11 protein-coding genes and 1 pseudogene are annotated in these 13,222 nt (G+C 69.0%); 5 read left to right on the top strand and 7 right to left on the bottom strand.

Annotation, left to right across the window (positions count from 1 at the left end):
* Positions 1-3 precede the first annotated feature (3 nt).
* Together KOI35_RS45295 and KOI35_RS45290 are read right to left on the bottom strand one after the other, a co-directional pair.
* On the bottom strand, positions 4-1,089 hold the full coding sequence (locus KOI35_RS45295) for an ABC transporter substrate-binding protein (protein ID WP_215795983.1): 1,086 nt from the start codon (positions 1,087-1,089) through the stop codon (positions 4-6).
* 32 nt (positions 1,090-1,121) lie between these two features.
* Positions 1,122-1,670 carry a phosphoheptose isomerase family protein gene (locus KOI35_RS45290; protein ID WP_215795982.1) on the bottom strand — a complete coding sequence of 183 codons (549 nt, stop codon included), beginning with the start codon at positions 1,668-1,670 and terminating at the stop codon, positions 1,122-1,124.
* 161 nt (positions 1,671-1,831) lie between these two features.
* On the opposite strand from KOI35_RS45290, the gene KOI35_RS45285 reads away from it, so the two are divergent.
* Together KOI35_RS45285 and KOI35_RS45280 are read left to right on the top strand one after the other, a co-directional pair.
* Positions 1,832-2,830, top strand: coding sequence for a LacI family DNA-binding transcriptional regulator (locus KOI35_RS45285; protein WP_215795981.1), 999 nt, complete (start codon positions 1,832-1,834; stop codon positions 2,828-2,830).
* A gap of 80 nt (positions 2,831-2,910) precedes the next feature.
* Positions 2,911-3,477, top strand: coding sequence for an NADPH-dependent FMN reductase (locus tag KOI35_RS45280; protein ID WP_215795980.1), 567 nt, complete (start codon positions 2,911-2,913; stop codon positions 3,475-3,477).
* A 3-nt stretch (positions 3,478-3,480) separates the two neighbouring features.
* On the opposite strand, the gene KOI35_RS45275 is transcribed toward KOI35_RS45280, so the two are convergent.
* The 4 genes from KOI35_RS45275 to KOI35_RS45260 are packed head-to-tail and all read right to left on the bottom strand — an operon-like array spanning position 3,481 to position 8,862.
* Positions 3,481-4,860, bottom strand: a complete 1,380-nt coding sequence (locus KOI35_RS45275; protein WP_215795979.1) for an ABC transporter substrate-binding protein — start codon at positions 4,858-4,860, stop codon at positions 3,481-3,483.
* Positions 4,857-5,795: a carbohydrate ABC transporter permease gene (locus tag KOI35_RS45270; protein ID WP_246614863.1), complete on the bottom strand. Its 939-nt coding sequence runs from the start codon at positions 5,793-5,795 to the stop codon at positions 4,857-4,859. The genes KOI35_RS45275 and KOI35_RS45270 overlap by 4 nt, the downstream gene beginning before the upstream one ends.
* Before the next feature lie 10 nt (positions 5,796-5,805).
* Complete coding sequence (locus tag KOI35_RS45265) at positions 5,806-6,708, bottom strand: carbohydrate ABC transporter permease (RefSeq protein WP_215795978.1); 903 nt, start codon at positions 6,706-6,708, stop codon at positions 5,806-5,808.
* Between the two features lie 9 nt (positions 6,709-6,717).
* A complete protein-coding gene (locus KOI35_RS45260) occupies positions 6,718-8,862 on the bottom strand; it encodes an alpha-galactosidase (RefSeq protein WP_308121450.1) in 2,145 nt (714 codons plus the stop codon).
* Positions 8,863-9,464: 602 nt separating this feature from the next.
* Between KOI35_RS45260 and KOI35_RS45255 the strand changes: the two genes are divergently transcribed.
* The gene (locus tag KOI35_RS45255) at positions 9,465-10,454 is read left to right on the top strand and encodes a P1 family peptidase (protein ID WP_215795977.1); all 990 of its coding nucleotides are present in this window, start codon (positions 9,465-9,467) and stop codon (positions 10,452-10,454) included.
* Positions 10,455-10,463: 9 nt separating this feature from the next.
* Here KOI35_RS45255 and KOI35_RS45250 read toward each other — a convergent pair whose 3' ends face one another.
* A complete protein-coding gene (locus KOI35_RS45250) occupies positions 10,464-11,210 on the bottom strand; it encodes a DeoR/GlpR family DNA-binding transcription regulator (protein ID WP_215795976.1) in 747 nt (248 codons plus the stop codon).
* 135 nt (positions 11,211-11,345) lie between these two features.
* Between KOI35_RS45250 and KOI35_RS45245 the strand changes: the two genes are divergently transcribed.
* Positions 11,346-12,638, top strand: coding sequence for an alpha-glucosidase/alpha-galactosidase (locus tag KOI35_RS45245; RefSeq protein WP_215795975.1), 1,293 nt, complete (start codon positions 11,346-11,348; stop codon positions 12,636-12,638).
* A gap of 148 nt (positions 12,639-12,786) precedes the next feature.
* Positions 12,787-13,222, top strand: a pseudogene (locus KOI35_RS45240) (sugar isomerase); the annotation flags it as partial.

The raw sequence follows: 13,222 nt of genomic DNA, 5'->3' as shown, positions 1-13,222 counted from the left end.
CACTCAGTACGCCTGGGACACGAACTCGGCGGCGTTGGACGCGTCGAACAGCCGGTCCTCGTTCAGGATCTTGGTCGGCACCTCGTCGCCGGCCGCGTACTGCTTCATGACCTCGAACGCCTTGGGACCGAAGCGCGGGTTGCACTCGACGTTGGCGACCATCGCGCCGTCCACGATCGACTGCAGCGCCTCCTTGGAACCGTCACCCGAGACGACCAGGATGTCCTTGCCGGGCACCTTGCCCGCGGCCCGGATGGCGGCGATCGCGCCCATGGCCATGTCGTCGCCCTGCGCGTAGACCGCGGTGACGTCCGGGTTGGCCTGCAGCAGCGACTCGGTGATGTCCTGGGCCCGGGCGCGCTGGTTGTCGGCGTCCTGGGTGGCGACCAGTTCGAGGCCGGGGCACTGCTTGAGCGCGTCCTCGAAGCCCTTCTTGCGGTCGACGGCGCTCGACGAGCCGGTGGTGCCCTCCAGCGCGATCACCTTGCCGGTGCCGCCGGTGGCCTTGGCCATCGCGTACGCGGCGCGCTTACCCTCCTGCACGAAGTCCGAGACGATCGTCGTCACGTAGTCCGTACCCGCCTTGGCCTGCGCGTTCGAGACCGTACGGTCGATCAGGAACACCGGGATGCCGGCCGACTTGGCCTCGCCGATGACCGTGCCGATCTCCTCGGTCATCGGGGCGACGAACAGCGCGTCCGGCTTCTGCGCGATCAGGCTGCGGATGTCCTGGATCTGCTTCGACTGGTTGTTCTGGGCGTCGGTGACCTGGATCTGGTAGCCGAGGCGCTTGGCCTCGTCCTGCATGCTCTGGGTCTCGGCGATGCGCCAGGCACCGTTGTTGGCGTTCTGGCTGAAGGCGACCCGGTAGGTGTCCTTCTGGGCGAGCTTGGGGGCGTTCTCGGCGACCGGGGTGCCGTCGGCGGGCTGGGAGTTGCCCGGGTCGGCGGCGGTGGCGATCGCGCAGTTGGCGGCCGGGCTGGCGGCGCCGGCGGCGGCGTTGCCGCTCGAGCCGGTGCCGCCGGAGTCGACCGAACAGCCGCTGATCAAGAGGGCCGCGGCTGCGGTCACTGCAAGCTTGATTCTCATGCGATATCTCCTGTATGTGCGCTTAACAAGATCTATTCGAGGTTCGTGTGACGCGAGCGCAGCTCCTCGGCCGACTCCTGCCGGCGGGCGCGCACCCGGTTGGTGATCAGGTCGACCAGGACGAACAGGGCGATCTCGTACGCCGACCCCATGGGCAGCACGGCCTGCGAGGCGGTGTCGTCGGCCATCGTCTGAGCGGTGATCTTGACCACGACGTCGGCCTGGCCGGCGGGCGCGTTCTGCGGCTGAGCGGTCAGGTAGAGCAGCCGCGCGCCGTCCCGCTTGGCCACCCCCGCGAGGGCCTCGACCATCGAGATGTTCCCCGGCCCGCAGGACAGGATCAGCAGGTCACCTTCGCCGACGTGCGGGGTGGTCATCTCGCCCTGGTAGTGCACGTCGAGCCCGGCGTGGAACAGCCGCATGACGAGGCCGCGCATCACCAGACCCTCACGACCACCGGCGAAAGCGGCGATCCGCCGGGCGGCGAGCAGTTCGTCGACGATGGCGTCCAGTTCGGACTCGGTGACGCTCTCGACGGCGGTCGCGACCTCGTCGATGGCCCGCTGGACTTCGGTTGACATCTTCTCGACTCCTCTTGCGCAAACGGGGCAAGCGCATTTGCGCTGCTCGCTGTCGTCCGGATTGCGTCGAGGCTAAGAATCGGGACGGACGTCGCTCCACCGCTTGCGCAAAGATTTGCGCAAGGCTTTCACCGCCGGGTAACACGGACGTCGTGGTCACGATGTCGTCTGTCGCCGCGGCCGCCGGAGTCTCCCTGACGACGGTGTCGCACGTGCTGAACCGAACCCGGAGGGTCAGCGCGGAGTCCCGTGCCCGGGTGCTCGAGGCCGCGGAGGCGCTCGGCTACTACGACCAGCGGGTCGACCGGGCCAAGGAGAGCAAGCTGACCATCGGCGTGGTGCTGCCCGCCATGTCCAGCCCGTACTTCGGCGAACTGATCGACAGCATCGACGCCGAGGCGGCCCGCCGGGGTGCGACCGTTTTGCTGAGCGCCTCGGGTGAGAATCCGGCCAAAGAGGCGGCGGCCGTACGGGCCCTGCTCGACCGTGACGTCGACGCGCTGATCCTGGTGCCGACCGCGGGCTGGCGCGACCGGACCCGCCCGCTGCTGCGCGACGCCCGGGTGCCCACGGTGCTGGCCGACCGGCTCGAGGACCGCGGGTTCGACCAGGTCGGCTCGGAGAACACCCTGGCCACCCGGCACCTGATCGAGCACCTGATCGCGGCCGGGCACACCCGGATCGGCATGATCACCGGGCTCACCGGGCTGTCCACGTCACGCGAGCGCGAGACCGGCTTCCGGCTCGCCCACGAGAGCGCGGGCCTGGCGGTCGACCCGGCACTGATCTGGGACGGCCGGTCGACGGTGCGCGGCGGGTTCGCGGCGGCCGAGGAGATGCTGCGCGGACCCCGTCCGCCGTCGGCCGTCTTCTGCGGGAACAACAACATGACGATGGGCCTGCTGGGGGCGATCCGGCGGGAACGCGTACGGGTGCCGTCGGATCTGGCCGTTGTCGCCTTCGACGATCTGGAGTGGGCCGACATCGTCTCGCCCAGTGTCACGTCGATCGCCCAGCCGTTCCACGCGATGGGCAACCGGGCGGTCCAGATGGTGCTGCAACGCCTCGACGATCCGCGACGCGAGTCCCGCACGGTGCGGCTGCCGGCGTCGATCGAACATCGGGAGTCGTGCTGCGTACGGGAAAACATAGGCGTGTGATGCTTCCGACTTCCGGCATCGTTCGGGCCGGCCGGTCGTTAATGTTGCCGAAGCAAATACTTCGCGTCCGAGGGAACGATATGAGCGAGCTCAACCTGCTGGTGGTCGTCGGAAGCACCCGTCCGGGACGGGTCGGCCCGACCGTGGCCGAGTGGTTCGTCGACGTCGCCAAGGCGCACGGCGGCTTCCAGGTGACCGTGGCCGACCTGGCCGAGGAGAACCTGCCGCTGCTCGACGAGCCGCACCACCCCCGGCTGCAGAACTACCAGAACGACCACACCATGCGCTGGAGCGAGAAGGTCGCCGCGGCCGACGCGATCGTGTTCGTGATCCCGGAGTACAACTTCGGCCTCGGCGCCGCCTTCAAGAACGCGCTCGACTACCTGCACGCCGAGTGGAACTACAAGCCGGCCAGCGTGGTCAGCTACGGCGGCGTCTCGGCCGGCACCCGCTCGGCGCTGGCGCTGACCGGGGCCGCGTACGCGCTGCGGATGTGGCTGCTGCCGGCCGCCGTGAACATCCCGTTCGTCCACAGCAATGTGGTCGAGGGCCAGTTCCAGCCGACCGACATCACCTCGGCCGCGGCCACCACGATGCTCGACGAGCTCGCCCGGGTGGCCCCGGCCCTCAAGGCGCTGCGTAGCTAATAGTTACTGGGCGACCTTGAACAGGTCGTTCAGCTGGTTGTTGACCGTGGACAGGGACGAGACCGGGGCGTCGCCGATGTAGACGGCGTCCATCCTCGGTTGCAGCAGCGCCGTGATGTCGGCGGCGTTGCTGGTGACCGGGAACAGGAACGTGGTCTTGTCCTTGACCTGGTCGGTGAACGGGGTGACGTCGAGCTTGCGCTCGTCGCGGTTGAACGCGATCGCCTTCTCGGTGCCCTGCGGCCGGGCCGGGAAGACGACGCCGGACTCGCCGATGATGTCCTGGCACTCGGCCCCGCCCAGGAAGGCGACCCACTTGGCCGCGTTCTCGGGCTGCTTGGACAGCGACGTGATCGAGTCGGCCAGCCCGTTGAACATCGAGGCCCGCTTGCCGGTGGGCCCGATCGGGGTAGGCGCGATGCCGATCTCCAGCTTCTTGCCCGCGGTGTCGGTCAGCCCGGTGAACGTGGAGATCTTCCACGAGCCGTCGAACGCCATCGCGGCCAGCCCGGACTGGATCTGCTTGTCCGGCCCGACCGGGTTGTTGCCGCCGATCTCGGCGAAGCTCGGCATGTAACCCTTCCGGACCAGGCCGTAGTACCAGCTCAGCGTGTCCTGGAAGGCGGGCTGGTCGAGGTTGAAGTGGGTGCCCCACGGGTTCTTGTCGGTCACCTGCCATCCGGCGCTGCCGGCGAAGTTGGACCACTGGGTCTGCCCCCAGCCGCCCCCGCCGGAACCGTCCGAGCCGATCCCGTACTGGCTCACGTTGTTCTTGTCGAAGCCGGGTTCATCTCCCCGTACGCCGTTGGCGTCGACGGTCAGGTGCGCGATCGTCTTCTCGAACGTGCCACCGTCCTGCGGATTCCAGTTGAGATCCTTGAGTGTCGCCGGGTCGATGCCCGCCTTCTGCAACGAGACCGGGTTGTAGAACATGGCGATGGTGTCCCAGTCCTTCGGCGAGCCGTAACGCTTGCCGTCCTGGCCCTTCCACAGCTCGGCCAGGCCCTCCTGGTAGTCGCCGTCGTTGATGCCGGCCGTCGGCGCCAGGTCGTCCAGCGGGCGCAGCACCTTGAGATCGACGAACTGGGCGAACTTGGCCAGGTGATCGGTGAACACGTCGGGGGCCGTGTCGGCGATGAACCCGGCGGTCAGCTTCGACCAGTAGGTGTCCCAGCCGTACTGACTGATGTGGACGGACAGGCCCGGATTCGCCTTCGCGAAGGCGTCCGCGCACTTCTGGTATCCGGGCTGCTGCCCCGAGTCCCAGAGCCAGTATTCGATCGTGCCGCCGCCACCCGTAGCCGTGGTGGCCGCGTCGGAGCCGCTCCAGCCGCAGCCGGCGACCAGTACTGCCGAAAGAAGTGCCGCGAGTCGCGCTCTCATTTGATCCCACTAAAGCCGATGGAGTTGACGATGCGCTTGGCGAAGAGGAAGAACAGGATGAGCATCGGCAGCGCCGCGACCAGCGTCGCCGCCATCAGGCCGGACCAGTCCGGACCGGTCTGCGGCGTCTGCGACTTGAAGACGCCGAGGGCCACGGTCAGCACCCGCGACCGGTCGGTGTAGCTGACCATGAGCGGCCAGAAGTAGTCGTTCCACGAGGTGATGTAGGTGAGGATGCCGAGCGTGGCCAGCGGGGCCGAGGACATCGGCAGGATCAGGCGGAAGAACACCCGTACCTTGGAAGCGCCTTCGACCAGCGCCGCCTCCTCGACCTCGCGCGAGATGCCGAGGAAGAACTGGCGGAGGAAGAACACCGCGAACGGCGTCATCAGCATGGTCGGCAGCGAGACGCCGAGCAGCGTGTCGATCAGGCCCAGCTGCTTGATCAGCACGAAGTTGGGCAGCAGGGTGAAGATGGCCGGGATCATCAGACCGGCCAGGAAGAAGCCGAAGACCTTCTCGCGGTGCCGCCACTGCAGCCGGGCGAACGCGTAGGCGGCCATCGCGCTGAAGAAGACCTGCCCGGCGGTGACCAGGGTGGACACGATGATCGAGTTGGCCAGGTAGTGCCAGAAGTTGATCGGCTGCCCGGCGCCGCCGGCGTCGATCGCCTCCTGACCGGTCTGCAGGCCGAAGACCCGCTCGAAACCGCCCCACGAGGCGTCGACCGGCAGCAGGCTGTCCGATCCCGCGTAGAGAGCGTTGTTGCTGGACAGGGCGGTGCGCAGCATCCAGTAGAACGGGAACAGCGACGCCAGGATCACCAGGACCATGAAGACCCAGGCGACCGCACGGCCGATGTTGAAGCCGGGCTTGGGCGACTCTTCGACGATTGCGGGGGCGGTGGTTGCGACAGGTTGCGTGGCCGTGGCCATGGGAGCCTCCTCAGGCCAGGTCGGACTGCTCGGCCCGGCTGAGCCGGTACTGCAGGAAGGTGATGATCACGAGGACCACCAGCAGGGCGACCGACATGGCCGACGCGTAGCCGAACTGGAAGCGGCCGAACGCCATGTCGTAGATGTAGAACTGCAGCACGCGGGACGAGTCGATCGGCCCGCCGCGGGTGGTGACGGCGACGGTGTCGAACACCTGGAACGAGCCGACCACGGTGATGATCAGCACGAGGGCCAGGATCGGCCGGAGCAGCGGCAACGTGATGCGCCGGAACATCGTGATCTCGGACGCGCCGTCGGTGCGGCCCGCCTCGTACAGGGTCTCGGGAATGGTCTGCAGCCCGGCGAAGATCAGCAGGGCCGTGTAGCCGACGTGGCGCCACACGTTGATCAGCGCGACGGTCGGGATGACCCAGTTGCTGTCGGCCAGGAACGCGATCCGGTCCAGCCCGATCAGCTCGATCACCTTGTTCCCGATGCCCAGCTGGTAGTCCAGGATCCACAGGAAGACGAGCGCGGCGACCACATTGGACACCAGGTACGGGGTCAGGATGATCCCGCGCAGCCAGGTCCGCTTGGTCAGCCGCTGCATCATCACCGCGATGACCAGGGCCAGCGCCGTCTGCAGGACGATGTTGACGACGACGTAGTAGAGGGTGACGACCAGCGAGTTCCAGAAGACCGGGTCCTGCCCCATCCGGATGTAGTTGTCGAGGCCGTTGAACTCCGGCGGGGTGAGCAGGTTGAACTTGGTGAAGCTGAGGTAGATGCCGCGCAGCGTCGGCCAGATCATGAAGACCAGGAAGCCGATGAGCGCGGGCGCGATGAACAGGATCGCTAATTTGGTGTCGTCAGGACGCTTCTTTCGTACGGGGGTGGCTGTCGTGGCGGCCATCGGAGCTCCCTACATGGCATCAGCCTGATAGAGCACTACCTGATCGGGGTGGAGACTGGGGCTGGCCACGCCCACGTGCTCGAGCGCGGCGCCGGTGAGCACGTCACCGGCCAGGTCGCTGCCCCACCACGGCGGTGCGTGACCGGCGCGGCGCAGCGGGCGGATGCGGTAGGAACGGGCCGGATCGAGGCCGCGGAACCGCAGCCGGGCCGGCGGATCGGGGTAGGGACTGGCCAGCGCGACCATCGCGATCAGCGCACGCGAGCGGTCGGGCGCGACCACGCCGTGCACGAGCAGGTCGTCGCTGTAGCCGTCCATCCGCACGAGATCGCCGGCCAGCAGCAGCCCGCGCTCGTCCTTGAAAATGGTGATCCACTCGGCCAGGGCGGTGAGCTCCTCCGGCGTCGCCGAGGTGAGATCCCACTCGACGCCGAGGTGGCCGAAGACCGCCGTCCCGGCCCGGAACTCCAGGTCGTGCCGACGGCCGGTGGTGTGGCTCTGCCCCGACGCGACGTGCGAGCCGAGGTATTCCGGCGGCACCAGCTGACCGCTCCAGCGCAGCATCTGCTGACGGTCGTGCGGGTCGATGTTGTCGCTCACCCACACCCGGTCCGAGCGGGTGAGCACCTCGAGGTCGATCCGCCCGCCGCCGGACGAGCACGACTCGATCTCGAGATCCGGATGGGCGGCCCGGATCTCGTCGAGCAGGCGGTAGAACGCCCGCGTCTGCTCGTGCACCCCCGGCGCACCGGTGGGCTGCGTACCCGCGTCGATCAGATCGCGGTTGTGGTCCCACTTGATGTAGTCGACGGCGTACTCGCTCAGAATCGCGAAGATCTGATCCCGTACGTGCTGGTAGGCGCCCGGGATCCCGAGGTTGAGCACCTGCTGGCGCCGCGACTCGACCGGCCAGTCCGAACGGGCCGACATGATCCATTCGGGGTGCTCGCGGGCCAGATCCGAGTCCGGATTGACCATCTCGGGTTCGAACCACAACCCGAACTGCAGCCCGAGTTGCTTGACCCGGTCGATCAGCGGGTGCAGCCCGTCCGGCCAGACGTCGGGCGAGACGACCCAGTCCCCCAGCCCCGAGGTGTCGTCGCGGCGCGAACCGAACCAGCCGTCGTCCAGCACATAGCGCTCGGCGCCGGCCTGAGCCGCCCGCTCGGCCAGATCGAGCAGCTTGGGCAGCCGGTGGTCGAAGTAGACGGCCTCCCACACGTTGAGCGACACCGGCCGCTCGCTGGAGATCGGCCGTTCGCGGGCGCGCAGGTGACGGTGGAACCGCCGGGCCACCTCGTCCAGGCCGTCGCCGTGCGAGCCGTAGAGCCAGGGTGAGGTGTAACTCTGCCCGCGCGCGAGCCGGATCTCGCCCGGCAGCAGCAACTCGCCGCCGCCGAGACGCTGCTCGCCCGACCAGACCCGCTCGGCGTAATGGGTGTGGTTACCGCTCCACGCGGTGTGCACCGCCCACACCCGACCACGGGCGAAGCCGAACCCGGGGACGCCGGCGTGCAGGACATACGCGCTGTCGGCTCCGGTTCGGCCACGCCGGTTCTCCCGGAGGTGCGTGCCGGTGTTCAGCGGCGCTCGCTGCGGCACCCGCTCCAAGTTGTGCCGGCCGGCGAAATCGAGCAGCTCGGAGGCCTCGGCCGGGATCGGGAAAGACAGGACCAGATCTTCCAGCCCGTACGTGTCCTCGTGCTGGTTGGTGACGGTGGCGCGGGCCCGCAGAAGTCCGGTCGGGAGCAGCTCGATCTCGATCGTCGTGGACAGTCGGCCACTCTCGTCGTCGGCCGCGATCTCCACGAGCCCGGGACCGCCGGCGGCGAAGTCGCGCACGCTCACGCCGTACGCGGAAACGGTCTTGATCTGGAACTTGGGTGACCAGCCGGTGCCGCCCGCCGAACCGAGCAGGCCGGGGCGGCCGGGCCAGCCGGCGTTGTGCTCGGGCAGGACGGCGACCCGCGGGGGGAGATCGATCGCGTTGCTGCCGGTGACGCCCTCGGTGGTGCGCAGGAGGGCGGCGGCGCCCGCCTGGTCGAGGCCGGGGAGCTCCGGCCCCCAGTACGCGATGACCGGAAGGCCCGGGCCGGCGGTGTCGACGAGCACCGTGACCCCGGCGGCCGACATGGCCACGAGTGCGTCTCTCACGCGGCTCCCCCTTTCCGGGGTGGCGATTTTTCGGCCGGCGCGGCCTGCTAAATCGATGCATTGAGATTGCCGCCGCGTTACCGGCGTGTCAATGGCGCTGACTCGACGGCTCTGGCGGGGTGCTTCGGCCGGGGTCGATCTCGCTCCTGGCGCCACTCCGTTTTCCTTGTGTCTGGTTGATCCGGCTGCCCCCCTGGCGGCACTTCGCGGGCGCTATCCGCGGGCTCTCATCCCCGGCGCCCTCCGCGGGTGCTCTGCTCTCCGCGGGCGCTCTTCCCCGGCGCTGTCCGCGGGCACTCGTCCGGGGCGCTCTTCGCGGGCGCTCTCTCCCGGCCTTTTCTTCTCGCCGGTGGCGCTCGCTCCCGGCCTCTTCCTCCCGCGGGTGGCGCTCGCTCCGGGCCTCTTCCTCCCGCGGGTGGCGCTCCCTCCCGGGCCTCTTCCTCCCGCGGGTGGCGCTCCCTCCCGGGCCTCTTCCTCCCGCGGGTGGCGCTCCCTCCCGGGCCTCTTCCTCCCGCGGGTGGCGCTCGCTCCCGGCCTCTTCCTCCCGCGGGTGGTGCTCTCTCCCGGCCTCTTCCTCCCGCGGGTTGGAGGATCATGGGTGGATGAGTTCACCGCAGTTGTTGTCGGCGTGGGCCGGTCACTGGACCGGCGAAGGCACCGGCGTCACCGTGATCGTCCCGCCGCCCGGGACGGTCGGGTCGGGCGAGGTGCGCGGCGGCGCCCCGGCGACCCGCGAGTTCGCCCTGCTCGAACCGACCCGCCTGGTCGACCGGATCGACGCGGTGGTGCTGTCCGGCGGATCCGCGTTCGGCCTGGCCGCCGGCGACGCCGTGATGCGGGAGCTGAGGTCGCGCGGACTGGGCTTCGCGACACCGGCCGGTCCGGTCCCGATCGTGGTCGGCATGTCGCTCTTCGACGCCGCCGTGGTGGATCCGCCCGACTACTCCCCCGGCGCCCGGGCCGCCCTGGAGGCCGCGCTGTCCGGCGCCGCTTTCGAGACCGGGCGCGTCGGCGCGGGCACGGGCGCGACCACCGGCAAGTGGCGTGGCCGCTTCGACCCGAGCGGCATCGGCCTGGCCCGCGGACGGGCGGGCGCCGCCTCGATCGTGACGCTGGCCGCGGTCAACGCCTGGGGCGACGTGATCGGCCCCGACGGGCAGGCGCTGGTCAGCCCGTCACCGTCCGACGCGACCCCCAAGCCGTCACCATTCACCCAGCCATCGCACGGCGCGGCCCCGCAGCCGTCGCCGTTCGCCCAGCCATCATCCGGCGCGGCCCCGCAGCCGTCGCCGTTCACGCAGCCGTCGTCCGGCGCGGCACTGCAGCCGCCGTCCGGCGCGGCACCTGGGACCAACACGACGATCGCCGTGGTGCTGACCGACGCCAAACTCGACAAGAACGCCTGCAACCTGCTCGCTCAGAGCGGCCACACCGGTTTCGCCCGAGCCCTGAACCCCGCGCACACCAGCTACGACGGCGACGCCGTGGTCGCGCTGGCCACCGGCGAGCTGTCCACCGAGGTCGACCTCGAACACCTGCGCATGGTCACCGCCGACCTGATGGCCGAAGCGATCCGCTCCGCCACGGCCTGATCCCTCGCCTCACTCGACGACGAGGACGTCGACTCCCGTGCGGCGGATCTCCTCGACGCCGGCCGGGTCGGCGGTCGCGTCGGTCACCAGCGTCGCCACGTCGGTGATCGGGCCGATGCCGGCCAGGCAGATCTTGCCGATCTTGGAACCGTCGGCCACCACGATCACCTTGCCCGCGCGCCGGATCATCGTCGCGTTGGTGTTGGCCTCGATCTCGTCGTGCGTGGTGAGGCCACCCCGGGCGCTGATGCCGTCGACCCCGACGACCGCGACCTCCATGTAGAGCCCGTTCAACGCCTGGTCGGCCAGCGGCCCGACCAGCTCGTAGGACTGGGTCCGCGACACTCCCCCCGTCATGATCAGCTTGATCCGTGGCCGCATGACCAGTTCATGAGCGATGTTGAGCGCATTGGTCACCACGGTCACGTCGACGCGGGTGGCCATCGACCGCGCGAGCAGGTGCGTGGTGGTGCCGCCGGTGAGGCCGAGCGTGAACGGCCCCGACGGCAGCATGGCCATCACCTTGCGCGCGATCTTCACCTTCTCCTCGCGGTGCTGCCCCGACCGGTAGCGCACCGGCACCTCGAAGGACACGTCGGCCGCGACCGCGCCGCCATGGGTGCGCGACAACAGCCGCCCGTCCTCGAGCGCCTGCAGGTCGCGCCGGATGGTGGCGGGCGAGACTTCGAACTGCTCGGCCAGTTCGCCGACGTCGACCGACCCGCTGCTGGCGAGCTGATCGAGGATGGCCGTCATACGTTCGGTTCGGCGGTGCGACACGCGGATCCCCACAAACAAGAGACTGATCAAACGCGCATTTAAAGTAGTTCGTTTCCATTCATATGACCAACCTGTCTTGTGCGGTTGTGAGCGCGGCCGAACAATCCCGCCATGACGGTGATCGCTTTCCTGGGCGCCGGCAGCGTCGTCTTCACCCGTGAGCTGCTGGCCGACATCCTGTCCTTCGACGAGTTGCGTGACGTCACGCTCGCCCTGCACGACATCGACCCGGAGCGACTGGAAACGGCCGAGATGATCGCGCGGCGGACTTCCGCGCAGCTGGGCGCGTCGCCGACGATCACGGCGCACCTCGACCGCCGGCGAGCCCTCGACGGCGCCGATTTCGTCATCAACTCGATCCAGGTCGGCATGTACGCGGCGACCGTCCGGGACTTCGAGATCCCGGCCAGGTACGGGCTTCGCCAGACGATCGCCGACACCCTCGGGGTGGGCGGCATCTTTCGCGCGCTTCGCACGTTTCCGGCGCTCGACGGCATCGCGGCCGACATGCTCGAGCTCTGTCCCGACGCGTGGCTTCTCAACTACACGAACCCGATGGCCATGAACGTCGCCTACCTGGCGGCGACGGCGCCGCGGCTGAAGGTGGCCGGTCTCTGCCACTCGGTTTTCTGGACGGTCCACGATCTCGCTGCCCTTCTCGAGGTACCGCTGGACGAAGTGGACTACACCGGTGCCGGCGTGAACCATCAGGCCTGGTTGCTGCGCCTGGAGCACCGGGGCGAGTCACTGTATCCACGGCTGGACGAGCTCCTCGAAAGTTATCCACAGCTCCGCCGCCGGGTCCGCATGGACATGTACCAGCGACTAGGGTTTTTCCCCACCGAGACAAGTGAGCACTCGTCGGAGTACGTTCCGTGGTATCTGCACCACGACGACGAGATCGCCCGCCTGCGCATCCCGGTCGGCGACTACCTGCGCATCAGCGCCGACAACGTCACGGAATACCACGAGACACGCCGCGCGCTACTGGCCGGCGAGCCCTTGGACCTGACCCGCGAGGCCACGGAGTACGCGCCCCAGGTCATCCACAGCATGGTCACCGGCGAGCGCCGCCGCATCCACGCCAACGTCCCCAATCACGGCCTGATAACCAACCTTCCTTCCGCGTACGCCGTAGAAGTCCCCTGCGTGGTCGACCGCCTGGGCGTGCGTCCCGAGGTCGTCGGCGCGCTGCCCCCGCAATGTGCCGCCTTGAACCGCGCGTTCGTGAGCGTCGGCGAGTTGACCGTCCAGGCCGCGATAACCGGCGACCCGCGCATGGTCCGCCAGGCCGCGATGGTCGATCCGAACACCGCCGCCACCCTGACCGTCAAACAGATCTGGCAACTCTGCGACGACCTGACCGCCGCACACGGAGACCTGCTCCCACCCGCCCTCCGCTGACCACACAAGTCGTCCGTCGACTGCGCGAGTCGTCCATCTGTCCGCAGCTGCGCGCCGACCAGCGGTGGCAGCGGAAACGCTCATTCATGAGTGTTCGTTTGATGCTCGTATCTTGTGAGCCGAGCAGAAACGAGCATAATCCGCAGACATGAATGCGACGTCGGCCGAGATTGCCAGCCAGCCGGACATCTGGGCCCGCGCCGTCGCGGAGCGTTCCGCCGACGCAAGACGAGCGCTCGCCGCGCCCGGCGAGCGCATGTTGATCCTCGGGTGCGGAACGTCGTGGTTCGTCGCCGAGAGCATCGCCGAACTGCGTGAGAGCGCGGGTCTCGGCGAAACCGACGCCGTCTGCGCCTCCGAATACCGGCCGCGCCGCCACTACGACCGGGTGGTCGCGGTGACTCGCTCAGGAACGTCCACCGAGGTGCTCGCGGCACTCCGTCAGGTCCCGACCGGGACGCACCAGGCCGCGGCCAGCACGCACCAGGCCGCGGCCAGCACGCACCAGGCCGCGGCCAGCACGCACCAGGCCGCGGCCAGCACGCACCAGGCCGCGGCCAGCACGCACCAGGCCGCGGCCAGCA

The sequence above is a fragment of the Paractinoplanes bogorensis genome, assembly GCF_018829635.1.
GTDB classification, from domain to species: domain Bacteria; phylum Actinomycetota; class Actinomycetes; order Mycobacteriales; family Micromonosporaceae; genus Actinoplanes; species Actinoplanes bogorensis.
This window is presented reverse-complemented; position numbering and strand designations above follow the sequence as displayed.

Excerpts from the sequence above, each read along its gene's own strand:
- KOI35_RS45295 (WP_215795983.1), bottom strand. The coding sequence starts at position 1,089 with ATGAGAATCAAGCTTGCAGTGACCGCAGCCGCGGCCCTCTTGATCAGC.
- KOI35_RS45290 (WP_215795982.1), bottom strand. The coding sequence starts at position 1,670 with ATGTCAACCGAAGTCCAGCGGGCCATCGACGAGGTCGCGACCGCCGTC.
- KOI35_RS45285 (WP_215795981.1), top strand. The coding sequence starts at position 1,832 with ATGTCGTCTGTCGCCGCGGCCGCCGGAGTCTCCCTGACGACGGTGTCG.
- KOI35_RS45280 (WP_215795980.1), top strand. The coding sequence starts at position 2,911 with ATGAGCGAGCTCAACCTGCTGGTGGTCGTCGGAAGCACCCGTCCGGGA.
- KOI35_RS45275 (WP_215795979.1), bottom strand. The coding sequence starts at position 4,860 with ATGAGAGCGCGACTCGCGGCACTTCTTTCGGCAGTACTGGTCGCCGGC.
- KOI35_RS45270 (WP_246614863.1), bottom strand. The coding sequence starts at position 5,795 with ATGGCCACGGCCACGCAACCTGTCGCAACCACCGCCCCCGCAATCGTC.
- KOI35_RS45265 (WP_215795978.1), bottom strand. The coding sequence starts at position 6,708 with ATGGCCGCCACGACAGCCACCCCCGTACGAAAGAAGCGTCCTGACGAC.
- KOI35_RS45255 (WP_215795977.1), top strand. The coding sequence starts at position 9,465 with ATGAGTTCACCGCAGTTGTTGTCGGCGTGGGCCGGTCACTGGACCGGC.
- KOI35_RS45250 (WP_215795976.1), bottom strand. The coding sequence starts at position 11,210 with ATGACGGCCATCCTCGATCAGCTCGCCAGCAGCGGGTCGGTCGACGTC.
- KOI35_RS45245 (WP_215795975.1), top strand. The coding sequence starts at position 11,346 with ATGACGGTGATCGCTTTCCTGGGCGCCGGCAGCGTCGTCTTCACCCGT.